This is a genomic window from Streptomyces sp. ISL-96 (genome assembly GCF_018614035.1).
Taxonomy (GTDB): domain Bacteria; phylum Actinomycetota; class Actinomycetes; order Streptomycetales; family Streptomycetaceae; genus Streptomyces.
Genome location: NZ_JAGGPA010000034.1, coordinates 14,380 through 39,063 on the forward strand (window position 1 = coordinate 14,380; position 24,684 = coordinate 39,063).

Annotated in this window: 24 protein-coding genes; 21 read left to right on the forward strand and 3 right to left on the reverse strand. The window is 70.6% G+C overall.

Translation table 11 applies throughout. The annotated features are described in order from the left end of the window. Positions 1–13 precede the first annotated feature (13 nt). Positions 14–1,483, reverse strand: a complete 1,470-nt coding sequence (locus tag J7E96_RS21575) for a cytosine permease (protein ID WP_215133310.1) — start codon at positions 1,481–1,483, stop codon at positions 14–16. A 154-nt stretch (positions 1,484–1,637) separates the two neighbouring features. Here J7E96_RS21575 and ftsY point away from each other — a divergent pair, with 154 nt between their 5' ends. Continuing rightward, a complete protein-coding gene (gene ftsY, locus J7E96_RS21580) occupies positions 1,638–2,861 on the forward strand; it encodes a signal recognition particle-docking protein FtsY (RefSeq protein WP_215133311.1) in 1,224 nt (407 codons plus the stop codon). Between the two features lie 154 nt (positions 2,862–3,015). On the opposite strand, the gene J7E96_RS21585 is transcribed toward ftsY, so the two are convergent. Further along, positions 3,016–3,681: a bifunctional DNA primase/polymerase gene (locus J7E96_RS21585; protein ID WP_215133312.1), complete on the reverse strand. Its 666-nt coding sequence runs from the start codon at positions 3,679–3,681 to the stop codon at positions 3,016–3,018. A gap of 434 nt (positions 3,682–4,115) precedes the next feature. On the opposite strand from J7E96_RS21585, the gene J7E96_RS21590 reads away from it, so the two are divergent. From J7E96_RS21590 to ffh, 5 genes are all read left to right on the forward strand, one after another. Continuing rightward, positions 4,116–5,591 carry a hypothetical protein gene (locus J7E96_RS21590; RefSeq protein WP_215133313.1) on the forward strand — a complete coding sequence of 492 codons (1,476 nt, stop codon included), beginning with the start codon at positions 4,116–4,118 and terminating at the stop codon, positions 5,589–5,591. Positions 5,592–5,940: 349 nt separating this feature from the next. Beyond that, positions 5,941–7,308, forward strand: a complete 1,368-nt coding sequence (locus J7E96_RS21595) for an ammonium transporter (protein ID WP_215133314.1) — start codon at positions 5,941–5,943, stop codon at positions 7,306–7,308. Beyond that, a complete protein-coding gene (locus tag J7E96_RS21600; protein ID WP_215133315.1) occupies positions 7,305–7,643 on the forward strand; it encodes a P-II family nitrogen regulator in 339 nt (112 codons plus the stop codon). Before J7E96_RS21595 ends, J7E96_RS21600 begins: the two co-directional genes overlap by 4 nt. 28 nt (positions 7,644–7,671) lie before the next feature. Beyond that, positions 7,672–10,158 (forward strand): [protein-PII] uridylyltransferase, encoded by a 2,487-nt coding sequence (locus J7E96_RS21605; protein WP_215133316.1) that lies wholly within the window; start codon positions 7,672–7,674, stop codon positions 10,156–10,158. Between the two features lie 229 nt (positions 10,159–10,387). Then, positions 10,388–11,941, forward strand: a complete 1,554-nt coding sequence (gene ffh / locus J7E96_RS21610; RefSeq protein ID WP_215133317.1) for a signal recognition particle protein — start codon at positions 10,388–10,390, stop codon at positions 11,939–11,941. Between the two features lie 67 nt (positions 11,942–12,008). On the opposite strand, the gene J7E96_RS21615 is transcribed toward ffh, so the two are convergent. Further along, positions 12,009–12,881 (reverse strand): SAM-dependent methyltransferase, encoded by an 873-nt coding sequence (locus tag J7E96_RS21615; RefSeq protein ID WP_215133318.1) that lies wholly within the window; start codon positions 12,879–12,881, stop codon positions 12,009–12,011. Positions 12,882–13,408: 527 nt separating this feature from the next. On the opposite strand from J7E96_RS21615, the gene J7E96_RS21620 reads away from it, so the two are divergent. From J7E96_RS21620 to dprA, 15 genes are all read left to right on the forward strand, one after another. After that, positions 13,409–14,002, forward strand: a complete 594-nt coding sequence (locus J7E96_RS21620) for a hypothetical protein (RefSeq protein ID WP_215133319.1) — start codon at positions 13,409–13,411, stop codon at positions 14,000–14,002. Positions 14,003–14,252: 250 nt separating this feature from the next. Further along, on the forward strand, positions 14,253–14,711 hold the full coding sequence (rpsP, locus tag J7E96_RS21625; RefSeq protein WP_215133320.1) for a 30S ribosomal protein S16: 459 nt from the start codon (positions 14,253–14,255) through the stop codon (positions 14,709–14,711). Between the two features lie 2 nt (positions 14,712–14,713). Beyond that, complete coding sequence (locus J7E96_RS21630; protein ID WP_005311361.1) at positions 14,714–14,953, forward strand: RNA-binding protein; 240 nt, start codon at positions 14,714–14,716, stop codon at positions 14,951–14,953. 95 nt (positions 14,954–15,048) lie between these two features. After that, the gene (gene rimM, locus J7E96_RS21635) at positions 15,049–15,612 is read left to right on the forward strand and encodes a ribosome maturation factor RimM (RefSeq protein WP_215133321.1); all 564 of its coding nucleotides are present in this window, start codon (positions 15,049–15,051) and stop codon (positions 15,610–15,612) included. After that, complete coding sequence (gene trmD / locus J7E96_RS21640; RefSeq protein WP_214975095.1) at positions 15,609–16,430, forward strand: tRNA (guanosine(37)-N1)-methyltransferase TrmD; 822 nt, start codon at positions 15,609–15,611, stop codon at positions 16,428–16,430. Before rimM ends, trmD begins: the two co-directional genes overlap by 4 nt. 130 nt (positions 16,431–16,560) lie before the next feature. Beyond that, on the forward strand, positions 16,561–16,911 hold the full coding sequence (gene rplS / locus J7E96_RS21645) for a 50S ribosomal protein L19 (protein ID WP_215133322.1): 351 nt from the start codon (positions 16,561–16,563) through the stop codon (positions 16,909–16,911). A gap of 46 nt (positions 16,912–16,957) precedes the next feature. Beyond that, positions 16,958–17,719: a signal peptidase I gene (gene lepB / locus J7E96_RS21650; protein WP_215133323.1), complete on the forward strand. Its 762-nt coding sequence runs from the start codon at positions 16,958–16,960 to the stop codon at positions 17,717–17,719. Beyond that, the gene (lepB, locus tag J7E96_RS21655; RefSeq protein ID WP_215133324.1) at positions 17,712–18,761 is read left to right on the forward strand and encodes a signal peptidase I; all 1,050 of its coding nucleotides are present in this window, start codon (positions 17,712–17,714) and stop codon (positions 18,759–18,761) included. The genes lepB (J7E96_RS21650) and lepB (J7E96_RS21655) overlap by 8 nt, the downstream gene beginning before the upstream one ends. Continuing rightward, on the forward strand, positions 18,688–19,599 hold the full coding sequence (gene lepB / locus J7E96_RS21660; protein WP_215133399.1) for a signal peptidase I: 912 nt from the start codon (positions 18,688–18,690) through the stop codon (positions 19,597–19,599). The genes lepB (J7E96_RS21655) and lepB (J7E96_RS21660) overlap by 74 nt, the downstream gene beginning before the upstream one ends. Positions 19,600–19,649: 50 nt before the next feature. Further along, positions 19,650–20,381: a signal peptidase I gene (gene lepB, locus J7E96_RS21665; RefSeq protein WP_215133325.1), complete on the forward strand. Its 732-nt coding sequence runs from the start codon at positions 19,650–19,652 to the stop codon at positions 20,379–20,381. Between the two features lie 7 nt (positions 20,382–20,388). After that, the gene (locus J7E96_RS21670) at positions 20,389–20,919 is read left to right on the forward strand and encodes an NUDIX hydrolase (RefSeq protein WP_308296071.1); all 531 of its coding nucleotides are present in this window, start codon (positions 20,389–20,391) and stop codon (positions 20,917–20,919) included. A 55-nt stretch (positions 20,920–20,974) separates the two neighbouring features. Continuing rightward, positions 20,975–21,283, forward strand: coding sequence for a DUF2469 domain-containing protein (locus tag J7E96_RS21675; RefSeq protein ID WP_003993268.1), 309 nt, complete (start codon positions 20,975–20,977; stop codon positions 21,281–21,283). Between the two features lie 83 nt (positions 21,284–21,366). Continuing rightward, the gene (locus J7E96_RS21680; RefSeq protein WP_215133326.1) at positions 21,367–21,735 is read left to right on the forward strand and encodes a YraN family protein; all 369 of its coding nucleotides are present in this window, start codon (positions 21,367–21,369) and stop codon (positions 21,733–21,735) included. After that, positions 21,735–23,363, forward strand: coding sequence for a YifB family Mg chelatase-like AAA ATPase (locus J7E96_RS21685; protein WP_215133327.1), 1,629 nt, complete (start codon positions 21,735–21,737; stop codon positions 23,361–23,363). The genes J7E96_RS21680 and J7E96_RS21685 overlap by 1 nt, the downstream gene beginning before the upstream one ends. Beyond that, positions 23,360–24,580 carry a DNA-processing protein DprA gene (gene dprA / locus J7E96_RS21690; protein ID WP_215133328.1) on the forward strand — a complete coding sequence of 407 codons (1,221 nt, stop codon included), beginning with the start codon at positions 23,360–23,362 and terminating at the stop codon, positions 24,578–24,580. Before J7E96_RS21685 ends, dprA begins: the two co-directional genes overlap by 4 nt. Positions 24,581–24,684: the final 104 nt, after the last annotated feature.

Sequence of the window (24,684 nt, forward strand, 5' to 3'; positions counted from 1 at the left end):
AGTTGACGTCGCGTCAGTTGGACAGGCTTCCGACGGGCTCGGACTCGGGCCGCGCCGCCTCGGCCTCCGGCTCCTGAGCCACCGGCTTCGTCCTCGGCAGCACCGCGTACAGCGCCGCCGCCACGACGACCGTCGCCGCCCAGCCCAGCCCGTTGCGCCCGATCCAGGAACCGGCGAGCGGCCCGGCGAACCAGTCGACCTTGGTGAACAGCAGGCCCGCCACCAGCGCGACGCCCCATGCCGTCATGGCCTGCCAGGCGAAACCGCCCCGGTACCAGTAGCCACTGGTGCGGGTGGTGTCCATCAGGGCCTCACCGTCGTACGTACGACGGCTCAGCATGTCCACACCGAAGACACCGATCCACGCCGAGAACGCCACGGCCAGCAGCGTCAGGAAGGAGATGAACGAACCGAAGAAGCTCGTCGCCACCACCATCAGCAGGAAGCCGAAGATCAGGCTGATGATCGCGTTGACGCTCACGGCCCAGGCGCGCGACACGTTGATGCCCAGCGTCTGCGCGGTGAAGCCTGCCGAGTACATCGACATCGAGTTGATCAGCAGCATGCCGATCAGGGCGATCAGCAGGTACGGAACGGCGATCCAGGTCGGCAGCAGCTCACCGATGAACGACACCGGATCGGTGGCCGACGCCAGGTCCGGCGTACTGACGGCCATGACCGCGCCCATCAGCACCATGGGCAGGACGACGACGCCCGCGCCACCGATGGTGGCGGAGACCAGGCCCTTGCCCGACGCCGTACGCGGCAGGTAGCGGGTGAAGTCCGGGCCCGAGGGGACCCAGCTGATGCCGCCCGCCGCGATCGTGCCGATGCCCGCGATCATCATCGCGGTCGAACCGGCCGGCTTGGCGAACACGGCGGACCAGTCGGTGCCGGCGATCAGGTAGACCAGCACGAGCACGCTGAAGGCGCCGAAGAGGTACGTCGACCAGGTGCTGCACCGGCGCAGGGCGTTGATGCCCAGACCGGAGACGAGGAAGGTGCAGCCGACGAAGAGCAGCAGCGTCACGACGATGAGCGCGGTGTTGCTCTCGATGCCGAAGAGCAGATCGAGGACCGTGAGGACGGCGTACGCCCCGGTCACCGCGTTGATCGTTTCCCAGCCCCAGCGCGCGACCCAGATCAGCGAGCCGGGGAAGAGATTGCCCCGCTGGCCGAACACCGCCCTGGAGAGCGCCATGCCCGGGGACCCGCCGCGCTTGCCCGCGATCGAGATCAGGCCGACGAGTCCGTACGAGACGACGGGCGCCGCGACGGCCACGGTCAGTACCTGCCAGAAATTCAGGCCGTTGAAGACGACCAGGCCGGCGCCCATCGTGAGCAGGAGCACGCTGATGTTGGCGGCGACCCAGGTGGGGAAGAGTTCACGGACGCGGCCCGAGCGCTCGCTGTCGGGTACGGGCTCAAGACCGCGGGTCTCTATCGCGCCCTCGGACTCGACCGGGGCGGACGTTTCAGGCATGGGGGAACTCCGTGCAGGGGTGGGGGGAACGAACAGCATCTTACGGGCACACCAGCGTGCGGTCCCCCCAAAAGGTCCAAATCCTACGCAAGCGCCTCGTGTGATCCTCCCATAAGGCTCTGTGCGTATGGCTGTGGCTGATACTGGGTGAGTTATGGAAATCGTCATCCTTGCTGTAGTCATCGCCCTGGTCGCAATCGGCGCCATCAGCGGGCTCGTGGTCAGCAGCCGCAAGAAGAAGCAGCTGCCGCCCCAGGCGCCGCCGACCACGCCGACCGTCACCGCCCCGCCCGCCGAACCGCAGGTCGGCGAGGACGCGGCGCCACCGCGCGACGAAGCGCGCCGGACCATCGAGGAGGTGGACCTCCCCGACGCGTCGACCGCCGTCGAGGAGCCCGTCGCCGTCGAGGACCCGGTCGTCGCCGAACCCGTCGCGCCCGAGATCGAGATCCCCGAGCCGGCCGCCGGCCGCCTGGTGCGGCTGCGCGCCCGGCTCGCCCGTTCGCAGAACACGCTCGGCAAGGGTCTGCTGACCCTGCTCTCCCGTGAGCACCTCGACGAGGACACCTGGGAGGAGATCGAGGACACGCTGCTCACCGCGGATGTCGGCGTCGCCCCGACCCAGGAACTGGTCGAGCGGCTGCGCGAGCGCGTACGGGTGCTCGGCACGCGTACGCCGGACGAGCTGCGCGCACTGCTCCGCGAGGAGCTGCTGAACCTGCTCGGTACGGACATGGACCGCGCGGTCAAGACCGAGAGCGCCACCGACGTACCGGGCATCGTCATGGTCGTCGGCGTCAACGGCACCGGCAAGACCACGACCACGGGCAAGCTCGCGCGTGTGCTGGTGGCCGACGGGCGCAGCGTGGTGCTGGGCGCCGCGGACACCTTCCGCGCGGCCGCCACCGACCAGCTCCAGACCTGGGGCGACCGGGTCGGCGCGCGCACGGTGCGCGGGCCCGAGGGCGGCGACCCGGCGTCGGTCGCCTTCGACGCGGTGAAGGAAGGTATCGCCGAGGGCGCGGACGTCGTACTCATCGACACGGCGGGCCGGCTGCACACCAAGGCGGGGCTCATGGACGAGCTCGGCAAGGTCAAGCGCGTCGTGGAGAAGCACGGACCGCTGGACGAGGTGCTGCTGGTGCTGGACGCGACGACCGGGCAGAACGGTCTGGTGCAGGCGCGGGTGTTCGCGGAGGTCGTGGACATCACCGGCATCGTGCTGACGAAGCTGGACGGCACGGCGAAGGGGGGCATCGTGATCGCGGTGCAGCGCGAGCTGGGCGTACCGGTGAAGCTCGTCGGCCTGGGTGAGGGTGCGGACGATCTGGCCCCGTTCGAGCCGGAGGCGTTCGTCGACGCCCTGATCGGCGACTAACGCCGCCGCGCCCGGCCCTGCGGAGGCTTGTTCCCCACCCCGCCCCTTCCCGAACTGGAGCTCCGCCCCAGACCCCGCTCCTCAAACGCCGGAGGGGCTGAACAGTGCCGCGTTGCGGCAACTTTCAGCCCGTCCGGCGCGGGAAGGGACGCCCCTACGCCGCCGGCGACCGGTGTGCCACGTACGCCAGGGTCCCCAGCAGCAGCCTCGCCTGCGGCGGCGACTGGGCCGTGTCCAGGGAGGGCGGCCGAAGCCAGCGCACCGGCCCGAGCCCGGCCAGATCGGACGGCGGGGCCACGATGTGGTCGCCAGGACCAAGACCGCGCAGGTCGAGGTCCGCGTCGTCCCACCCCATCCGGTAGAGAAGGCGCGGCAGCTCCGACGCGGCACCCGGCGCGACGAAGAAGTGCGCCCGCCCGTCAGGAGTCGCGGCGACCGGCCCCACCGGCAGCCCCATCCGCTCCAGCCGTACGAGCGCCCGCCGCCCCGCGGCCTCGGCGACCTCGATGACATCGAACGTACGCCCAACCGGCAGCAGCACCGACGCCCCGGGGAAGTCGGACCACGTCTTCGTGACGTCGTCGAGGGTCGCACCCGCCGGCACCTCGGGCGCGAAGTCCAGCGGGTGAGCCCCCGGCGCCGGGCACGACGTATCGCCGCACGAGCACTCCCGCACCGCGGAGCCCGTTGCCGAGGCTCTGGCGCCCGGCACGACCGCCCAGCCCCACAGCCCGGTGTACTCAGCCACCGTTGTGCAGTCCGACATGCGGCCGCGGCGCCGTGAGCCGGACCGCGTCTCCCGGCCGATCGTGAAGCCCATGCCCCTCCAACGGGTCCAGTGCACCGGTGGTTACGTCCTGGAGTCAATCTGTGACGCTGTGCTGCCGTCGAGGCGGTCCAGCGGCGCACCGAGGCATAAGCGGTGGTGCGGGCCGGGCCGAGCGCTCCGGCGCGCACCGCTCCGCCGACTCCCGATCGACGTGTGTCAAGTCAATCGCGCCCGGCGCCGGAGGAGTTCATCCGATGGGGTGGCGAATGGTGGCGTTTGTGGAATCACCATGGCCGGAGGCGTGATCGTAGGATTACTTTGAGTACACGAACCTCGGAAACGACCGCGCATGCGGGTATGCCGGAGGCAAGTCGGTTTCCTGTTCGAGGGGGCGCATCCCGGGGACAGCAGGCCGCAAGTCACGGCATTCTGTTAGGGGTTCGGGCAACGAGGCAAAGAGGCTTCAGCGGGATGGGGGCGTTCCAGTGAGCGGCAGTGGCGCAGGCGGTACGAACGCTGGAAAGCGCCCGAACGAGCAGCTGGGCTCGTGGTTCGTGCGCAGCGGCTGGTCCAAGGGTGAGCTCGCACGCCAAGTGAACCGCAGGGCGCGCCAGATGGGCGCCCACCACATCAGCACGGACACCTCACGGGTGCGCCGCTGGCTGGACGGCGAGCAGCCGCGCGAGCCGATCCCGCGCATCCTCTCCGAGCTCTTCTCCGAGCGCTTCGGCAGCGTCGTCGCCGTGGAGGACCTCGGACTGCGCTCCGCGCACCAGTCACCCTCGGTGTCCGGCGTCGATCTGCCCTGGGCGGGCCCGCAGACCGTCGCACTGCTCAGCGAGTTCTCGCGCAGCGACCTGATGCTCGCCCGGCGCGGGTTCCTCGGCACCTCGCTGGCGCTCGCCGCGGGACCCGCCCTCATCGAGCCCATGCAGCGCTGGCTCGTCCCCGCGCCTGCCGGCGAGCCCGGCCGTCCGGAATCCGCCGCGGCCGCGCGGCGGCCGTCCCGGCTCTCCAGGCCGGAGCTGGACCTGCTGGAGTCCACGACCATGATGTTCCGCCAGTGGGACGCCCAGTGCGGCGGCGGACTGCGGCGCAAGGCGGTCGTCGGGCAGCTCCACGAGGTCACGGACCTGCTCCAGGAGCCCCAGCCCGAGGCCACTTCCAAGCGGCTCTTCAAATGCGCCGCCGAGCTGGCCGAGCTGGCCGGCTGGATGAGCTACGACGTGGGACTCCAGCCCACAGCCCAGAAGTACTTCGTCCTCGCCCTGCACGCCGCCAAGGAAGCGGGCGACAAGCCCTTCGGGTCGTACGTCCTGTCCAGCATGAGCCGGCAGATGATCCACCTCGGCCGGCCCGACGACGCACTGGAGCTCATCCACCTCGCGCAGTACGGCAGCCGCGACTGCGCCACCCCCAGGACCCAGGCCATGCTGTATGCGATGGAGGCCCGCGCCTACGCCAACATCGGCCAGCCCAGCAAGTGCAAACGCGCCGTGCGGATGGCCGAGGACACCTTCGCCGACGCGGGCCTGGACGGCGAGCCCGAGCCCGACTGGATCCGCTTCTTCTCCGAGGCCGAGCTCAACGGCGAGAACGCCCATTCCTACCGCGACCTCGCCTACGTCGCCGGCCGCAGCCCCACGTACGCCTCGCTCTCCGAGCCCGTCATGGAGCGCGCGGTCGAGCTCTTCGGCAAGGACGACGAGCACCAGCGGTCGTACGCACTCAACCTCATCGGCATGGCCACCGTGCACCTGCTGAAGCGAGAGCCCGAGCAGTCCGTCGTACTGGCCGAAAAGGCACTCGGCGTCGCCAGGCGCGTGCGCTCCGAGCGGGTCAATACCCGCCTCCGCAAGACCGTCGACACCGCCGCCAGGGACTTCGGTGACGTCGCCCAGGTCCTCGACCTCACCGACCAGCTCGCAGCCCAGCTGCCCGAAGCCGCGGAAGCGGTCTGAGGGCCCGGTCGGCGGCCACCACAGACGCCGGTCGCGACAGCCACCCCGTGAAGCCGACTCGGCTCCCCCACCGCCAGGTCAACGGGTAGCCGTCGCGGCCGGTTTTGGCTGTGCGGGCTGTCCCGTACATGACGTGGGCAGAGGGTATCGGCGGCTCACCGACCCGGTCCGGCGGTTCATCCGTACGTAACACGCATGACCTCTTCGTCACTGCGGCGAAACATCGAGCGGCATCGACGGAAACGGCGCTGCGCCAATCTCATGGCGCATAACCGGCTCATCCCTTTGCTGCCGACAGGCCAACAGGCTCCGCCCCCGCACGGGCCGCACCGACGACGAGGAGACGCCGATGCCTCCAGGCATCATGACGCTCGCCGCAGACAAGATCGAACTGTCTGCCGCCAATACCGGCTTCATGCTCATCTGTTCCGCCCTGGTGATGCTCATGACGCCGGGCCTGGCCTTCTTCTACGGAGGCATGGTCCGGGTCAAGTCCACCCTGAACATGCTGATGATGAGCTTCATCAGCCTCGGGATCGTCACGATCCTGTGGGTGCTGTACGGCTTCAGCCTCGCGTTCGGCACCGACGTCGGCTCGGTCATCGGCTGGTCCTCGGACTACGTCGGACTGAGCAACATCGGAGTCACCGAGCTCTGGGACGGCTACACCATCCCGGTCTACGTCTTCGCCGTCTTCCAGCTGATGTTCGCCATCCTCACCCCCGCCCTGATCAGCGGCGCACTGGCCGACCGCGTCAAGTTCACCGCCTGGGCGCTGTTCGTCACCCTCTGGGTCACGGTCGTCTACTTCCCGGTCGCGCACTGGGTGTGGGGCTCCGGCGGCTGGCTCTTCGAGATGGGCGTCATCGACTTCGCGGGCGGCACGGCCGTCCACATCAACGCGGGCGCCGCCGCGCTCGGCGTCATCCTCGTCATCGGAAAGCGCGTCGGGTTCAAGAAGGACCCGATGCGCCCGCACAGCCTCCCGCTGGTGATGCTCGGCGCCGGGCTCCTGTGGTTCGGCTGGTTCGGCTTCAACGCCGGCTCGTGGCTCGGCAACGACGACGGCGTGGGCGCCGTCATGTTCCTCAACACCCAGGTCGCCACCGCCGCCGCCATGCTCGCCTGGCTCGGATACGAGAAGATCCGCCACGGCTCGTTCACGACCCTGGGCGCCGCCTCCGGCGCCGTCGCGGGCCTCGTCGCGATCACCCCGGCCGGCGGCTCCGTCAGCCCGCTCGGCGCGATCGCCGTCGGCGCCATCGCCGGTCTGCTGTGCGCCATGGCCGTGGGCCTGAAGTACAAGCTCGGTTACGACGACTCCCTGGACGTCATCGGCGTCCACCTCGTCGGCGGTGTCGTCGGCTCCCTCCTCGTCGGCTTCTTCGCCACCGGCGGCGTCCAGTCCGACGCCAAGGGCCTCTTCTACGGCGGCGGGCTCGACCAGCTCGGCAAGCAGGCCGTCGGTGTCTTCGCGGTACTGGCCTACTCTCTGGTGGTCTCCGCTCTCCTCGCCTTCGTCATTGACAAGGCGATGGGCATGCGGGTCCCCGAGGACGACGAGGTCTCCGGCATCGACCAGGTCGAACACGCCGAGACCGCGTACGACTTCAGCGGAGCGGGCGGCGGTTCGGCCTCCCGTACGGCCGCACCCCCCACGACGGGCCAGACCGACAGGGCCGGCGCCGCGACGCAGACCAAGAAGGTGGACGCATGAAGCTCATCACCGCAGTCGTGAAGCCGCACCGGCTCGACGAGATCAAGGAAGCCCTCCAGGCCTTCGGAGTCCAGGGACTCACGGTCACCGAGGCCAGCGGCTACGGCCGCCAGCGCGGCCACACCGAGGTCTACCGGGGCGCCGAGTACACGGTCGATCTCGTACCGAAGATCCGGATCGAGGTACTGGTCGAGGACAGTGACGCCGAAGAGCTCATCGAGGTGGTCGTGAAGGCCGCCCGTACGGGCAAGATCGGCGACGGCAAGGTATGGAGCGTGCCGGTCGAGACGGCGGTCAGGGTACGGACCGGCGAACGCGGCCCGGACGCCCTCTGACCGGCACGTACACAACGGGAGCTGCTGGGTGACGAGCGTAGAAGTACCTACCGAACCGTCCGACGACTCGGGACCCAGCGGCTACGCGGCGGCCCGGCTGCGACTTCTCCAGGAGGAGTCGCGGTCCGGGCCGTCGCGCCGTTCCGGCCTCGCCGGGCTGACCGACGACTGGCTGGACGCACTGTTCACCACGGCCGCCGCCGAAGTGGGCGTGCGCGGCGCGGCCCTCGTCGCCGTCGGCGGATACGGGAGAAGCGAGCTGTCGCCGCGCAGCGACCTCGACCTGCTGCTCCTGCACGACGGGCGGGCGGAGAAGGGCGCTCTCGCCGCTCTCGCCGACCGGGTCTGGTACCCGGTCTGGGACCTGGGCCTCGACCTGGACCATTCCGTACGCACACCCGCCGAGGCCCGCAAAACCGCCGGCGAGGACCTCAAGGTGCACCTCGGACTCCTCGACGCCCGCCACATCGCGGGCGACCTCGGGGTTACGGCGGGTCTGCGCACCGCCGTACTCGCCGACTGGCGCAATCTCGCCCCCAAGCGGCTGCCCGAACTCCACGAGCTGTGCCAGGAACGGGCAGTGCGGTCGGGGGAGCTCCAGTACCTCCTCGAACCCGACCTCAAGGAGGCGCGCGGCGGCCTGCGCGACGCCACCGCCCTGCGCGCCGTCGCCGCCTCCTGGGTCGCGGACGCCCCGCGCGAGGGCCTCGACGCGGCGCGGCGCCGGCTCCTCGACGTACGCGACGCACTGCACCTGACCACCGGGCGCGCCACCGACCGCCTCGCCCTCCAGGAGCAGGACCAGGTCGCCGCCGCGCTGGGGCTGCTGGACGCGGACACGCTGCTGCGGGAGGTGTACGAGGCGGCGCGCACCATCTCGTACGCAAGCGACGTCACCTGGCGCGAGGTGAACCGGGTCCTGCGCGCCCGGTCCGTCCGCCCGAGGCTGCGCGCCATGCTCGGCAGCAAGACCGCGCCCGAGCGCACCCCGCTGGCCGAGGGCGTCGTCGAGCAGGACGGCGAGGTGGTGCTCGCCCGTACCGCGCGCCCCGAGCGCGACGCGGTCCTCCCGCTGCGGGCGGCCGCCGCTGCCGCCCAGTCGGGGCTGCCGGTCTCCCTGCACGCCGTACGCCGCCTGGCGGCGGTCGCACGGCCACTGCCGGTGCCGTGGCCGGCGGAGGCGCGCGAGGAACTCGTCACGCTGCTCGGCGCCGGCGACGCGACGGTGGGGGTGTGGGAGGCGCTGGAGGCCGAAGGCCTCATCACGCTGCTGCTGCCGGACTGGGAGCGGGTGCGGTGCCGCCCGCAGCGCAACCCCGTGCACACCTGGACCGTGGACCGGCACCTGGTCGAGACGGCCGTACGGGCCTCCGCGCTCACCCGCCGCGTCCACCGGCCCGACCTGCTGCTGATCGCCGCCCTGCTGCACGACTTCGGCAAGGGCTGGCCCGGTGACCACTCGGTGGCCGGTGAGATCATCGCGCGCGACATCGCCACCCGGATCGGCTTCGACCGGTCGGATGTGGCTGTCATCGCCACGCTCGTACGCCAGCATCTCCTCCTCATCGAGACCGCGACCCGCCGCGACCTGGACGACCCGGCAACGGTGCGCGCGGTCGCCGACGCGGTCGGCGCCACCGGGACCCTCGAACTCCTGCACGCCCTCACTGAGGCCGACGCGCTGGCCACCGGGCCCGCAGCCTGGTCCACCTGGCGCGCCTCACTCGTCACCGACCTGGTGAAGCGGGTCGCCGCCGTCCTCGCGGGCGAGGAACCCGCTGCACCGGAACCCGTCGCTCCGAGCGCCGAGCAGGAACGTCTCGCCATCGAGGCGTTCCGTACCGGCGGGCCGGTGCTCTCGCTGCGCGCACAGACGGAGGGGCACGGGAAGGAGGCGGGGGAGGAGCCGGAGCCGCTGGGCGTCGAGCTGCTGATCGCCGTACCGGACCAGCCGGGTGTCCTGCCCGCCGTGGCCGGCGTTCTGGCGATGCACCGGCTGACCGTACGCACGGCGGAACTGCGGGCCGCCGAGCTGCCGGACTGGGCGGACGGCCCGGATGCGCGGGCCGGCGTACTGCTGCTCGACTGGCGGGTGGCGGCCGAGTACGGGTCGCTGCCGCAGGCCACCCGGCTGCGGGCGGACCTGGTACGCGCCCTGGACGGCTCGCTGGACATCCCGTCCCGCCTTGCCGAGCGGGAGCGCGCGTACGAGAAGAACCCGCGCAGGCGCGGCGCCCAGGCACCGCCGCCGCGCGTCACGGTGGCCCCGGCCGGATCCCGCCTCGCGACGGTGATCGAGGTCCGCGCCCAGGACGCGCCGGGCCTGCTGCACCGCATCGGCCACGCCCTGGAGGCGGCGAAGGTACGCGTGCGCAGCGCACACATCAGCACCCTGGGCGCGAACGCGGTCGATGCGTTCTACGTCACGGGGGCGGAGGGCGCCCCGCTCCCGGACGGTGACGCGGCGGCGGTGGCCAAGGTCCTGGAAGAGGCTCTGAGGTGGGCAGCGGCGTAACCTCCTGCCGCCTGCGGGTGTTCACGTCGCGTACGCGCTCCCTGCACGCGCGGGGGTGACCCGGTCGCCGCGAGACGGCCCGAGAGGGTATCGAAGCGCTCCCCGCAGCGGCGGGGATCAGCCCTCGCCCGTACTTAGTACGGGCGAGGGCTTTCCGCTTGGCGAGGTCCGGATACCCTGGAGGGCGATTGACCTGCCCCACCCCCGACCTTGAGGACCGACGAGCGCCGTGTTCGATACTCTTTCCGACCGCTTGGCGAGCACTTTCAAGAATTTGCGGGGCAAGGGCCGCTTGTCCGAGGCGGACATCGACGCCACCGCGCGCGAGATCCGTATCGCTCTGCTCGAAGCGGATGTCGCGCTGCCCGTTGTTCGCGAGTTCATCAAGCAGATCAAGGAGCGCGCCGCCGGGGCCGAGGTCTCTGCCGCGCTGAATCCCGCGCAGCAGGTCATCAAGATCGTCAATGAGGAGCTTGTCGGCATCCTCGGTGGCGAGACCCGGCGGCTGCGGTTCGCCAAGAACCCGCCCACCGTGATCATGCTCGCGGGTCTCCAGGGTGCCGGTAAGACGACCCTCGCCGGAAAGCTGGGCCTGTGGCTCAAGGGCCAGGGCCACTCGCCGATCCTGGTCGCCTGTGACCTCCAGCGCCCCAACGCCGTCAACCAGCTGAGCGTCGTCGCCGAGCGCGCCGGTGTCGCGGTGTTCGCGCCGGAGGCCGGCAACGGCTCCGGTGACCCGGTCAAGGTCGCCAAGGACTCGATCGAGTACGCCAAGAACAAGCTGCACGACATCGTCATCGTCGACACCGCGGGCCGCCTCGGTATCGACCAGGAAATGATGCAGCAGGCCGCGGACATCCGCGACGCCGTCAGCCCCGACGAGATCCTCTTCGTCGTCGACGCGATGATCGGCCAGGACGCGGTCAACACCGCCGAGGCCTTCCGCGACGGCGTCGGCTTCGACGGCGTGGTGCTGTCCAAGCTCGACGGTGACGCCCGTGGTGGCGCCGCGCTGTCGATCGCCAAGGTGACCGGCCGCCAGATCATGTTCGCGTCCAACGGCGAGAAGCTGGACGACTTCGACGCGTTCCACCCGGACCGCATGGCGTCCCGCATCCTCGGCATGGGCGACATGCTGTCGCTGATCGAGAAGGCCGAGCAGACCTTCAGCCAGCAAGAGGCCGAAGCGATGGCGGCCAAGCTGGCGAAGGGTCCCAAGGAGTTCACGCTCGATGACTTCCTGGCTCAGATGGAGCAGGTCAGGAAGATGGGCTCGATCTCCAAGCTGCTCGGCATGATGCCGGGCATGGGGCAGATCAAGGAGCAGATCGCCAACATCGACGAGCGCGACGTGGACCGTACCGCCGCGATCATCAAGTCGATGACCCCCGCCGAGCGTCACGACCCGACGATCATCAACGGCTCGCGCCGTGCCCGCGTCGCCAAGGGCTCGGGTGTCGACGTCAGCGCCGTGAAGAACCTCGTCGAGCGGTTCTTCGAGGCGCGCAAGATGATGTCGAAGATGGCCCAGGGCGGCGGAATGCCGGGCATGCCGGGGATTCCGGGCATGGGCGGCGGCCCCGGCCGTCAGAAGAAGCAGCAGAAGCAGGCCAAGGGCAAGCGCAAGAGCGGCAACCCGCTGAAGCGCAAGCTGGAGGAGCAGGCCGCCGCCGAGCGCCGCGAGCAGGCCGCGCAGTCGGGCGGCGCACTGGGTCTGCCGGCCGGCCAGAGCGCTCCTCAGGACTTCGAACTCCCCGACGAGTTCAAGAAGTTCATGGGCTGACCAGCCAGGTACGTACGCCCTGTGGGCGCTCTCTCCTCGCACGGAGTGGGCGCCCACAGCGCTTGTGTCAAGGGGTACGCGCGATCAAGTAGCGGAACACGTTCGACATCCAGACCGTTCCGTCCCGCCGCACATGGGGGTGCAGCGCCTCGACGAGCTCCTTCTCCACCTGCGCCGGATCCGTGGCCCGTACGGCCGCGTCGAAGAGCCCGGTCGACAGGAGGCCGCGTACGGCGCTGTCCATGTCGGCGTAACCGAAGGGGCACGCGACCCGCCCCGAGCCGTCCGGCTTCAGACCGGCCCGCGAGGCCGCGTCCTCCAGGTCGTCCCTGAGCGCGGGACGCCATCCGCGGCCGGCACCGCCGCCGCCGGTGGCGCGCAGTGTCTCGGTGAGCCGCGAAGCGACCCGCAGCACCGAGGAGGTCGCGCAGCGCTCGGGCGGGCCCCATCCCACCAGCACCACCGCGCTGCCGCGCTCGGCGAGCGGTATCGCGCTTGTGAGCGCCGCGGCCAGTCCCTCGGAGTCGCCGGCCGCACAGCCGAGCGGTTCGAAGGCGGTGATGAGGTTGTACGCCGGGGCGGCGCCGTCGCAGACCTCCGCCGATTCGCCTTCGTACAGGCGCGTGGGTTCGTCCGGTGTGTCCTCGGTACCGCTCAGGCGCTCACGGGCCAGCGCGACCCGGTCGGGATCGGCTTCGACGCCTGTCACACGCGCGCCTCGCGACGCGGCGATCAGCAGAGCGAGTCCCGAGCCGCAGTCGAGGCCGAGCAGCCGGGTGGCGGGGCCCACCTCCAGCCGCGCGTACGCCGCTTCGTACAGCGGGACCAGCATCCGTTCCTGGATCTCGGCCCAGTCGCGGGCGCGCGCGCCCGCGTCCGCCGTCGGCGCGGAGGCTGCGTTCGCGTGGTGCCGGTGGTGCCGGACGAGCGTTGGTGTCATCGAAAGCGCCCCAATCCGCCGAGAGGTCATTACGTGTCCTGATGGACGTTCCCCCGTGTGCGTGCGCTTGTACTCCCCGTAGCCAGGGAACTCCGCATCCGTCACCAAGTCCAGGGGTTGAAGGGCAATGCTTGTGTGCCCCTGCCGTGCGCCCCCGCGCCGGAGCGGATCCAGGTTCCAGAGTGCCGTCGTCCGGCCGATCCCGCCACGGGAAGGGCCGGTGGCGCGGTCACGGTGCGCCCCCGGTACTGTCGCCGTCGGTGGCCGGTGCCCATTGAGGCGCCCACCCGCGCCCGGAGCCCCACTCGCGCCCCCTGGAGCAACAGATGCCCCGGCGTGCGGCCTTTGCCTACGCGCTGGGGCGTACGCGCTGGTACGACCCGGGTTGATGCGAGCTGGGCGGGTCCTCCGCAGATCAGCGCACCCGCCCTCGTCAGGACGCATCGATGGCAACTGACTGGTACGTGCAAATTATTTGGGATGGCCCGGAATAGGAACACCGGGGCACCCCGGCTCGTTGTCACGACGTGAGCACGACACCACCTGTTCTCGCCGCAGAGCTGGCGCAGGCGTGGGCCGACATTCAGCGGTACCACCCCGAGCTGCCAGATCTAGCCGCGCCCGAATCCCTGATCGGAGAGTCGTCGTCCGCCTGTGGCGCCGAGCTCTCCTTCGAACGACTGCTGCACGAGGCAGTCCACGGCATCGCCGCCGCACGCGGCGTCCGTGACACCTCGCGCGCCGGCCGCTACCACAACCGCAGATTCCTCGCGATCGCCGAGGAGATGGGCCTCGACCACCCCGAGGAGCCGCATCCCAGCAGTGGCTTCTCGCTGGTCTCGCTCAACCCCGAGGCGAGGCGGCGCTACCGGCCGACGATCGAGCGGCTCCAGCGCGCCCTCAAGGCGCACACGGTCGCGACCACGTCGGACACCAAGCGCTCCTTCCGCGGGCCTGCCGCCCGGCACGGCTCGTCCGGCGGCGGGGTGCGGGTCAAGGCCGTCTGCGACTGCGGGCGCAACGTCCGCGTCGTGCCCTCGGTCCTGGCCCAGGCCCCGATCGTGTGCGGGGGCTGCGGAAAGCCGTTCCGTATCCCGGAAGTGGTGGCCGCATCGAGCTGACAGCCTTTTGCTGACTCCAGATACGCCCGGTAAACGCCCGTGCGGAGCCGTGCCGGCCGGGCGTCGGCCGGGTGCTGGTCGGGTGATGTCTGTGCCACAGGTGTGTGGCACAATGGCTAGCTGTACTCGACAGCCGCACAGGAACCCTCTCGCCTCCGGCTGACGCGTCCATCGGGCACCCCGAGTACCGCAACCCCACGTGGCATCTTGTTGTGCCCAACCACGTCATAGACCAGGAGACACCACTCCAGTGGCAGTCAAGATCAAGCTGAAGCGTCTGGGCAAGATCCGTTCGCCTCACTACCGCATCGTCGTCGCCGACTCCCGTACCCGCCGTGATGGCCGGGCCATCGAGGAGATCGGTCTGTACCACCCGGTGCAGAACCCCTCGCGCATCGAGGTCAACTCGGAGCGTGCCCAGTACTGGCTGTCCGTCGGCGCCCAGCCGACCGAGCCGGTCATGGCCATCCTGAAGCTCACCGGTGACTGGCAGGCGCACAAGGGCCTCCCGGCCCCCGCGCCGCTGCTGCAGCCGGAGCCCAAGGCCGACAAGCGTGCCGCGTTCGACGCGTTCGCCAAGGGCCTCGAGGGCACCGACGAGTCCAAGGGCGAGGCGATCACCCAGAAGGCGAAGAAGGCCGACAAGAAGGCTGACGAGGCTCCCGCAGCTGCGGAGTCGGCGTCCGCCGTTGAGTCGACCGAGGCCTGAGCATGCTCGAGGAGGCTCTTGAGCACCTCGTGAAGGGCATTGTCGACAACCCCGACGATGTGCAGGTCGCCTCGCGCAACCTGCGCCGTGGGCGCGTGCTGGAAGTCCGGGTTCACCCGGACGACCTCGGCAAGGTGATCGGCCGCAACGGCCGTACCGCCCGCGCTCTGCGTACCGTCGTGGGCGCCATCGGCGGCCGTGGCATTCGCGTCGACCTCGTCGACGTGGACCAGGTCCGCTGAACAAGTTGGCTGTTTTACCTAGATACGCCGGCTCGGGCCGGGAAGGGCTCGCGAGCCCTTCCCGGCCCGTAGTCGTAAGACAGGAGAAACATCAAGTGCAGCTCGTAGTCGCGCGGATCGGCCGCGCCCACGGGATCAAGGGCGAGGTCACGGTAGAGGTACGTACGGACGAGCCGGAGCTGCGGCTCGGACCCGGCGCCGTACTCGCCACCGACCCGGCCACCGTCGGGCCGCTGACGATCGAGACCGGCCGGGTGCACAGCGGACGGCTTCTGCTGCGCTTCGCCGGCGTCAAGGACCGCACGGCCGCCGAGGCCCTGCGCAACACCCTCCTCATCGCCGAGGTCGACCCCGAGGACACTCCGGAGGACCCGGAGGAGTTCTACGACCACCAGCTGATGGACCTCGACGTCGTCCTCGCCGACGGCACCGAGATCGGCCGGATCACCGAGATCACCCACCTGCCCTCGCAGGACCTGTTCATCGTGAAGCGCCCCGACGGCAGCGAGGTGATGATCCCCTTCGTCGAGGAGATCGTCGCCGAGATCGACCTCGAAGAGCAGCGCGCGGTCATCACCCCGCCGCCCGGCCTGATCGACGAGAGCGAGGCCGAGGTCGTGTCGTCGCGGGACGACGGCCAGAAGGACGACCAGGCATGAGGCTCGACGTCGTCACGATCTTCCCCGAGTACCTGGAGCCGCTGAACGTCTCCCTCGTGGGCAAGGCCCGCGCGCGCGGGCAGCTCGGGGTACACGTGCACGACCTCAGGGACTGGACGTACGACCGCCACAACACGGTCGACGACACTCCCTACGGCGGCGGCCCCGGCATGGTCATGAAGACCGAGCCCTGGGGCGCCGCCCTCGACGACGTCCTGGCGGACGGCTACGAGAGCGGGGCGCACGGCCCGGTGCTGGTCGTGCCCACGCCCAGCGGCCGCCCCTTCACCCAGGAACTCGCGGTCGAGCTCTCCGAGCGGCCCTGGCTGGTCTTCACGCCCGCGCGCTACGAGGGTATCGACCGCCGCGTCATCGACGAGTACGCCACCCGGATGCCGGTGTACGAGGTGTCCATCGGGGACTACGTCCTGGCGGGCGGCGAGGCGGCCGTACTCGTGATCACCGAGGCCGTCGCCCGGCTGCTGCCGGGTGTGCTCGGCAACGCCGAATCGCACCGCGACGACTCCTTCGCCCCCGGCGCGATGGCGAACCTCCTGGAAGGCCCCGTCTACACCAAGCCGCCCGAGTGGCGCGAGCGCGGTATCCCGGACGTCCTGCTCAGCGGCCACCACGGGAAGATCGCCAGGTGGCGGCGGGACGAGGCACTGCGGCGTACGACCGCCAACAGGCCGGACCTCATCGAGCGCTGCGACCCCGCGGTCTTCGACAAGAAGGACCGGGAGATGCTGAGCATCCTCGGCTGGCGGCCCGGCCCCGACGGCCGATTTGGGCGTAACCCCGAGGCCGTGGAAGAATAGGCCGCTGCTGTACGTCCGGCGTGCGCCCCTGCCACAGGGGGAACGACGCCCGCCCGACGCGGACAGCGCCCGAAACTCTCTTATCGAATTCCGTCGATGACCTGTGGCATCGGCGAGGAAGCAGACTCACATGTCCAGCCTTCTCGACTCCGTCGACTCCGCATCGCTGCGTACCGACCTTCCCGCGTTCCGCCCCGGTGACACCGTGAACGTCCACGTTCGCGTCATCGAGGGCAACCGCTCGCGTGTGCAGCAGTTCAAGGGTGTAGTCATCCGCCGCCAGGGTGCGGGCGTCCGCGAGACCTTCACGGTCCGCAAGGTCTCCTTCGCTGTCGGCGTCGAGCGCACCTTCCCGGTGCACAGCCCGATCTTCGAGAAGATCGAGCTCGTCTCCCGCGGTGACGTCCGCCGCGCGAAGCTGTACTTCCTCCGTGAGCTGCGCGGCAAGGCCGCGAAGATCAAGGAGAAGCGCGACCGCTAAGTCGCGCGTTCGGCGCCCGGGACCGGCCGGATAGGCTCACGTCCCGATGGACACCGAAGCACACGTCACGGAGCGCGACCGCTCTTCCGACCCCGAAGCAGGGGCGGAAGAGGGGTCGCGCTCCGCGCGTTTTCTCGACGCCCCGTGGCGCGGGCCGGCTCTGCTCGGCGCCGCGTGCGCGGCTTTTCTGCTGCTCTTCAGCACCTTCGTCATGCAGCCCTTCCTCATCCCCAGTGGCTCGATGCAGCCCACGCTGGAGATCGGCGACCGGGTGCTCGTCAACAAGTTGGCGTACCGTTTCGGTTCCGTACCACAGCGCGGTGATGTGGTCGTCTTCGACGGCACGGGGTCCTTCGTACGCGAGGCGCCCGCCGGGAATCCGGTCACCGGGCTGGTGCGGTGGGCGGCCGCGGCCGTGGGACTGGCCGAGCCCGCCGAGACCGACTACATCAAGCGCGTGGTGGGCGTGGGGGGCGACCGGGTCGTGTGCTGCGACAAGCGGGGGAGGGTCGAGGTGAACGGCCGGCCGGTGGACGAGGAATACCTGTATCCGGGCGACGCCCCGTCGCGGGTCCCGTTCGACATCGTCGTACCGCAGGGGACGCTGTGGGTCATGGGGGACCACAGATCGCGCTCCCGCGACTCCCGTGACCACCTGGGTGAGCCGGGCGGAGGCATGGTGCCCGTCGAGAAGGTCGTGGGGCGGGCGGACTGGATCGGCTGGCCGGCCGGCCGCTGGGGCTCGCCGGCGCGGCCGGACGCCTATACGGACGTACGCGCGCCGGGGCCGGTCGGGTCCCATGGGTAACCGGGGACGGGCACGGGCGAGCCACCGTGCGGACACCCGGCTGCCCACGGGTACGCGGCCGACGAGCGGGCCCGCGCTGCCGGGGCGGGCGGACCGGCGCAAGCTGGCGCGGCGGGTCAAGCGGCGGCGGCAGAGATCGGCCGTCAAAGAGATTCCGATCCTGATAACCGTGGCGCTGCTGATCGCCCTCGTACTCAAGACCTTCCTGGTGCAGGCCTTCGTGATCCCGTCGGGCTCGATGGAGCAGACGATCCGGATCGGCGACCGGGTGCTGGTCGACAAGTTGACACCGTGGTTCGGATCCAAGCCGGAGCGCGGCGATGTCGTGGTCTTCAAGGACCCCGGCGGCTGGCTGAAGGAAGAGAAGACCGACATCAAGGACGAGCCGGTCGTCCTCAAGCAGATCAAGGACGGCCTGACGTTCATCGGGCTGTTGCCGTCCGAGGACGAACAGGATCTGATCAAGCGGGTGGTCGCGGTCGGCGGGGACACCATCAAGTGCTGCGACGAGGACCGGCGGGTCACGGTCAACGGCGTACCGCTCGCGGAGCCGTACCTGAATCCGGGCGACCGCCCCTCCGACCTGCCGTTCGATGTGAAGGTGCCGGCCGGGCGGCTGTTCGTGATGGGGGACCACCGGTCGAACTCCGCCGACTCCCGTTTCCACCTGGACGAGCGGTTCGAGGGCACGGTCGGGGAGGAGGAGGTCGTCGGGCGGGCCGTCGTCATCGCGTGGCCGTTCAGCCACTGGCGGAAGCTGGAGGAGCCCGAGACGTACGCGGGCGTTCCTGATCCGCGCGGCGGGGCGACGTCGGCCGACGGCTCGTCGAATAGGGTGTCGTCCCAGGATCCGAACGCGATGATCCTGCTCCCGACCCCTGCGGAACTCCCGCTCGTTATGGGAGTGGTGGGCCTGCGTCAGGTTTGGCGTGGGCGGTGGAACGGAGTAAGGAGTGGATGTGGGGGATTTGGCGGTCGGCGCACGATCCGAACGCGACGAGCCCGAGGAACGACCGGAGTCACCCGCAGCCGTGAGCGATGACGTACGGGGCGAAGACCCGAGCAACAGCGACAGCAGCAGTGCCAGCAGTGGTGAGGGCGCGGGGCCGAAGAAGCCGCGCTCGTTCTGGAAGGAGCTGCCGCTGCTGATCGGCATCGCGCTCCTGCTCGCGCTGCTGATCAAGACCTTCCTGGTGCAGGCGTTCTCGATCCCCTCGGACTCGATGCAGAACACCTTGCAGCGGGGCGACCGGGTCCTGGTCGACAAACTGACGCCGTGGTTCGGCTCGGAGCCGGAGCGTGGCGAGGTCGTGGTGTTCCACGACCCGGGCGGCTGGCTGGAGACCACTGCGGCGCCGGACCCGAACGTCGTACAGAAGTTCCTCAGCTTCATCGGCCTGATGCCGTCCGCGGAGGAGAAGGACCTGATCAAGCGGGTCATCGCGGTCGGCGGGGACACGGTCGAGTGCAAGAAGAACGGGCCGGTCAAGGTCAACGGGAAGGCGCTCGACGAGAAGTCGTACATCTTCCCCGGTGACACCCCGTGCAACGACGAGCCCTTCGGGCCGCTCAAGGTGCCGGACGGCCGGATCTGGGTGATGGGCGACCACCGCCAGAACTCGCTGGACTCGCGTTACCACCAGGAGCTGCCGGGTCACGGCACGGTCTCGAACGACGAGGTCGTCGGGCGCGCCATCGTGGTGGCGTGGCCGGTGAACCGCTGGTCCACGCTGCCGGTTCCGGGCACGTTCGACCAGCAGGGGCTCAATGCCGCCGGTGTCGCCCTGGCGGCGGCGCCCGGTGCGCTGGGCCTCGCGGGAGCGGTGCCGCTGGTGCTGTGGCGCAGGCGGAAGCTGACCGGCGGGCGTACCGCCGGGTAGGGTGCCGCTCGGATCAGCGATTTTCGATCTCCTAGGTGGGGAGCGCTGCGATGAGCGGAACAGGACGTAGAGAAGGCGGCCACGGCCGGCTCGGCAACGCGTTGTCCGGGCTGGCCGTGGCCGTCGGCTGTGTGCTCTTCCTCGGCGGCTTCGCCTGGGGAGCGGTGCAGTACAAGCCGTACACGGTGCCGACCGATTCGATGACTCCCTCCATCAAGGCGGGGGACCGGGTGCTCGCGCAGCGAATAGACGGCGGCGAGGTGCGGCGCGGAGACGTGGTGATCTTCACCGACTCCGTGTGGGGCGATCTGCCGATGGTCAAGCGCGTGGTCGGCATCGGCGGCGACAAGGTCGCCTGCTGCGGCAAGGACGGCCGGCTGACGCTGAATGGCAGGCCCCTCGACGAGCCGTACCTGGCGGGCGGGGAGCCGGCGTCGACCACTCCCTTCACCTCCGAGGTGCCCGAGGGCCATCTCTTCCTGCTGGGTGACGAGCGGCGTACGTCGGTGGACTCGCGGGGGCACATCGAGGACGCCGCCAAGGGAACGGTCCCGGTGGGCAGGGTGGACGCGCGCGTCGATGCCGTTGCCTGGCCGTGGGGCGGGCTTCTCGAGCGGCCGGACTCCTTTGAGGCACTGCCCGGCGGGGTTTCGGAGCCCGGACCGGTCGCTCCGGTGCTGGCCGCTGTGGCCGCAGGTGGGGTGCTGATCTTCGGCGGGGCGGCGTACGGACCTGTCGCGAAGCGGGTCGGGCGGCGGAAGGCGGGTACCGGTGGACGGTGAGGCGACTGTGGACTCTGAGGTGGCTGTGGACTCGCAGGCAGCGGCGCGAGAGCCGGTAGAGCTCCGGAAGGTCGCGCGGGTGATCCTGCTCGACCCGGACGACCGCGCCCTGCTGATGCACGGGTACGAGCCGGAGGACCCGGCCGTCACCTGGTGGTTCACGCCGGGCGGCGGGCTGGAGGGCGACGAGACGCGCGCCGAGGCCGCGCTGCGCGAGCTGGCTGAGGAGACGGGGATCACAGAGGTCGAGCTCGGCCCGGTGATCTGGCAGCGGCACTGCTCGTTCATGTTCGACGGGCGGCGCTGGGACCAGGACGAATGGTTCTACCTGGCCCGTACGACGCGGACCGAGACGGTGCTGGACGGGCTGACCGGACTGGAGCTGCGGAGCGTCGCGGGGCTGAGGTGGTGGACCTCCGCCGAACTGTCCGCGACGCGTGAGACGGTGTACCCCATCAAGCTCGCCGGGCTGCTGCGTACGCTGCTCGACGAGGGTCCTCCTGGTACGCCGATGGTCTTGGCCCCGGAAGTCGCATAGGGGCGCACGGGGCTGGCGCACAATAGGGGGACGCAAGGCTGAAGGGGAACATGCCATGAGCGCCGAGGACCTCGAGAAGTACGAGACCGAGATGGAGCTGAAGCTCTACCGGGAGTACCGCGATGTCGTCGGTCTGTTCAAATACGTGATCGAGACCGAGCGGCGTTTCTACCTCACCAACGACTACGAGATGCAGGTGCACTCGGTCCAGGGTGAGGTCTTCTTCGAAGTTTCCATGGCGGACGCCTGGGTCTGGGACATGTACAGGCCGGCCCGGTTCGTCAAGCAGGTGCGCGTGCTCACGTTCAAGGACGTGAATATTGAGGAGCTCAACAAGAGCGATCTCGAGCTTCCGAGTGGCTGACTTTTCCACAACTGACGGGTTGTCCACCAAGATCCACTAGTTGGCGGTGATCGCGGCACATTCGGTTCCGGAGGTGGAACCGGATGAACGCGAAGAATGCCACAGGAGCACTCGGCCGGTACGGCGAGGATCTCGCGGTGCGCAGGCTGGTCGAGGCCGGAATGACCGTCCTGGAGCGCAACTGGCGCTGCCGCGCGGGAGAGATCGACATCGTCGCCCGGGACGGCGACGCACTGGTCGTCTGCGAGGTCAAGACCCGCAGAGCCGGACCGTTCGAGCACCCGATGCAGGCCGTCAGGACCACGAAGGCAGAGCGGCTGCGCCGCCTCGCCGAGCGCTGGACGCACGAGCACGGAGGACCCCCGCCGGGCGGGGTGCGTATCGACCTTGTCGGGGTGGTGCTGCCCCGGCGCGGGGCGCCCGTCGTCGAGCATGCGCGGGGGGTGGCGTGATGGGGTTCGCGCGCACGTGCTCGGTGGCCCTGGTCGGCGTCGAGGGTGTGGTGGTGGAGGTCCAGGCGGACCTCGAGCCGGGAGTGGCCGCCTTCACGCTGGTGGGGCTGCCGGACAAGAGCCTGGTCGAGAGCCGGGACCGGGTGCGGGCGGCGGTGGTCAACTCCGGCGCGGACTGGCCGCAGAAGAAGCTCACCGTGGGGCTCAGCCCGGCCTTCGTGCCCAAGAGCGGCAGTGGGTTCGATCTGGCCGTCGCCGTGGCCGTGCTGGGGGCGGCGGAGCGTATCGATCCCAGGGAGATCGCCGATCTCGTGATGATCGGGGAGCTGGGACTCGACGGGCGGGTCCGGCCGGTACGCGGCATCCTGCCGGCCGTCCTCGCCGCGGCCGAGGCCGGGTACCGGCAGGTCGTCGTACCGGAACAGACGGCGGCGGAGGCCGGGTTGGTGCCCGGGGTCTCGGTTCTCGGCGTGCGGAGCCTGCGCCAGCTCATCGCCGTACTCACCGGGGCCGAAGTGCCGGAGGAGGCGCGGGACGAGGAAGGGCGGCCCGACGCGATGCTCGCGGGGCTGATGGTGCCGGGCGCGGGGGTGGGGACCGGGCTGGCCATCGGTGACCGAGGGGGCGGGGGTGACGGCGGCCCGGACCTCGCGGACGTCGCGGGGCAGCACGCGGCCCGTACGGCCCTTGAGGTCGCTGCCGCGGGTGGCCACCATCTGCTGCTCCACGGGCCGCCGGGCGCGGGCAAAACGATGCTGGCGGAGCGGATGCCGGCCGTCCTGCCGCCGCTGACCAGGCAGGAGTCGCTGGAGGTGACCGCCGTGCACTCGGTGGCGGGCATCCTGCCGCCCGGCGAGCCGCTGGTCAGGACAGCGCCGTACTGCGCCCCGCACCATTCGGCGACGATGCAGTCGCTGGTGGGCGGCGGCAACGGACTGCCGAGGCCGGGAGCTGTCTCGCTGGCGCACCGCGGGATTCTCTTCCTGGACGAGGCTCCGGAATTCAGCGGGCGGGCACTGGACTCCTTGCGCCAGCCGCTGGAGTCCGGGCATGTGGTGGTGGCGCGCAGCGGGGGTGTGGTGCGGCTGCCGGCCCGGTTCCTCATGGTGCTGGCGGCCAATCCGTGCCCGTGCGGACGGCACACCCTGAACGGCTCGGGGTGCGAGTGCCCGCCGTCGGTGATCCGCAAGTACCAGGCGCGGCTGTCGGGGCCGCTGCTGGACCGGGTCGACCTGCGGGTGGGCGTGGAGCCGGTGCAGCGGGCGGATCTGCTGGGCCAGGGCGGTCGGGGGGAGACGACGGCGGTGGTCGCGGAGCGGGTGCGGGAAGCGAGGGCGCGGGCAGCGGCGCGGCTGGAGGGCACCCCGTGGAACACGAACAGTGACGTGCCGGGGCATGAGCTGCGTACGCGCTGGCATCCGGCGGCCGGTGCCCTCGGCGCGGCGGAGCGGGACATGGAACGCGGGCTGCTGACGGCCCGTGGCCTCGACAGGGTGCTGCGCGTCGCCTGGACCGTCGCCGACCTGGCTGGCTGCGACCGTCCCGGCGAACGCCATGTCGATCTGGCGCTGGAACTGCGTACGGGGATCGCGCGGGGCGCGCCTGCGCTGATGGGAGGGGCGGGATGAACGGGGGAGCGGGCGAGGAGACGGCGGAGGGAACGGCGGAGGGGGCGGTTGGCGGCGTGGGGGACCTGGAGCGGCTGGCGAGGGCGGCGTTGACGCGGGTCATCGAGCCCGGGGACGAGGTGGGCGGGCGGTGGCTTCGGGAGTGCGGGGCGGTGGAGCTGATGCGCAGGCTCACCTCGCTCGATTTCGACGAAGCGGCCGAGGTGCTGACCGGCGTGACGGGCAAGTGGCTCGGCGGCTACCGGATGCGGGCGGCGGCCGCCGACCCCGCGCGGGACCTGGCGGCAGTTGCGGAGGTCGGCGGCCGCTTCGTCTGCCCCGGCGACGAGGAGTGGCCCGGGCAGCTCGACGACCTGGGGGACGGCAGACCGGTCGGGCTGTGGGTGCGGGGGCGGCCGCATCTGCGGATGTGGGCGCTGCGGTCCGTCGCCCTCGTCGGGGCCCGGGCCTGCACGTCGTACGGCGCGCACATGGCGGCGTCACTGGGAGCCGGACTCGCGGAGCGGGGCTGGGTCGTGGTGTCCGGGGCGGCGTTCGGCGTTGACGGCGCCGCCCATCGGGGGGTGCTGGCCGCAGGGGGCGCCACCGTGGCGGTGCTGGCGTGCGGGGTCGACGTGGTGTATCCGCGCGGGCACGCGGAGTTGATCGGACGTATCGCGGAGCAGGGGCTGGTCGTCGGGGAGCTGCCGCCCGGAGGTCATCCCACAGCCAGCCGGTTCATCCTCAGGAACCGGGTGATCGCGGCCCTGACCAGGGGCACCGTCGTCGTGGAGGCGGAGTACCGCAGTGGCTCACTGGTCACGGCGCGCAGCGCGCAGCGGCTCGGGCGTTTCACGATGGGCGTGCCGGGCCCCGCCACCAGTGGACTCTCGGCCGGCGTGCACGAACTTCTGCGGGGCGAGGGCGTGCTGGTCACCGACGCCGCGGAGGTCGTGGAGCTGGTCGGGGACATCGGCGATCTGGCCCCGGCGCGCCGGGGGCCCGTACTGCCGAGGGATCTGCTGGATCCGGTCGCGGCACTCGTACTGGAGTCCCTGCCGGCCCGGGGCTCCGTCGACGCGCGCGGCGTCGCCCGAGGAGCGGGGACCACCCCCGACGACGCACTCGGCAAGCTGTACGAACTGCACTCCTTGGGGTTCGTTGAACGGCGGGGTGACGGCTGGCAGTTGACGCCCGGTGCCATACACCATGCGAACGTGCGGCGAGGCGGTACTTGACCAGCGGCATTCGGGTGAAAAGGTACTGGTGATGACCTTCTCAGCCCTCCCGGACCGCTTCCCGGGGCTGTCGTACACGATGACGGCCCCGGGGCTGTCTGTGC

What these genes read in the sequence shown, in the direction of transcription:
- J7E96_RS21575 (WP_215133310.1), bottom strand. Translation starts at nt 1,483, where the DNA reads ATGCCTGAAACGTCCGCCCCGGTCGAGTCCGAGGGCGCGATAGAGACC.
- ftsY (WP_215133311.1), top strand. Translation starts at nt 1,638, where the DNA reads ATGGAAATCGTCATCCTTGCTGTAGTCATCGCCCTGGTCGCAATCGGC.
- J7E96_RS21585 (WP_215133312.1), bottom strand. Translation starts at nt 3,681, where the DNA reads ATGGGCTTCACGATCGGCCGGGAGACGCGGTCCGGCTCACGGCGCCGC.
- J7E96_RS21595 (WP_215133314.1), top strand. Translation starts at nt 5,941, where the DNA reads ATGCCTCCAGGCATCATGACGCTCGCCGCAGACAAGATCGAACTGTCT.
- J7E96_RS21600 (WP_215133315.1), top strand. Translation starts at nt 7,305, where the DNA reads ATGAAGCTCATCACCGCAGTCGTGAAGCCGCACCGGCTCGACGAGATC.
- J7E96_RS21615 (WP_215133318.1), bottom strand. Translation starts at nt 12,881, where the DNA reads ATGACACCAACGCTCGTCCGGCACCACCGGCACCACGCGAACGCAGCC.
- J7E96_RS21630 (WP_005311361.1), top strand. Translation starts at nt 14,714, where the DNA reads ATGCTCGAGGAGGCTCTTGAGCACCTCGTGAAGGGCATTGTCGACAAC.
- trmD (WP_214975095.1), top strand. Translation starts at nt 15,609, where the DNA reads ATGAGGCTCGACGTCGTCACGATCTTCCCCGAGTACCTGGAGCCGCTG.
- rplS (WP_215133322.1), top strand. Translation starts at nt 16,561, where the DNA reads ATGTCCAGCCTTCTCGACTCCGTCGACTCCGCATCGCTGCGTACCGAC.
- lepB (WP_215133323.1), top strand. Translation starts at nt 16,958, where the DNA reads ATGGACACCGAAGCACACGTCACGGAGCGCGACCGCTCTTCCGACCCC.
- lepB (WP_215133324.1), top strand. Translation starts at nt 17,712, where the DNA reads ATGGGTAACCGGGGACGGGCACGGGCGAGCCACCGTGCGGACACCCGG.
- lepB (WP_215133325.1), top strand. Translation starts at nt 19,650, where the DNA reads ATGAGCGGAACAGGACGTAGAGAAGGCGGCCACGGCCGGCTCGGCAAC.
- J7E96_RS21675 (WP_003993268.1), top strand. Translation starts at nt 20,975, where the DNA reads ATGAGCGCCGAGGACCTCGAGAAGTACGAGACCGAGATGGAGCTGAAG.
- J7E96_RS21680 (WP_215133326.1), top strand. Translation starts at nt 21,367, where the DNA reads ATGAACGCGAAGAATGCCACAGGAGCACTCGGCCGGTACGGCGAGGAT.
- J7E96_RS21685 (WP_215133327.1), top strand. Translation starts at nt 21,735, where the DNA reads ATGGGGTTCGCGCGCACGTGCTCGGTGGCCCTGGTCGGCGTCGAGGGT.
- dprA (WP_215133328.1), top strand. Translation starts at nt 23,360, where the DNA reads ATGAACGGGGGAGCGGGCGAGGAGACGGCGGAGGGAACGGCGGAGGGG.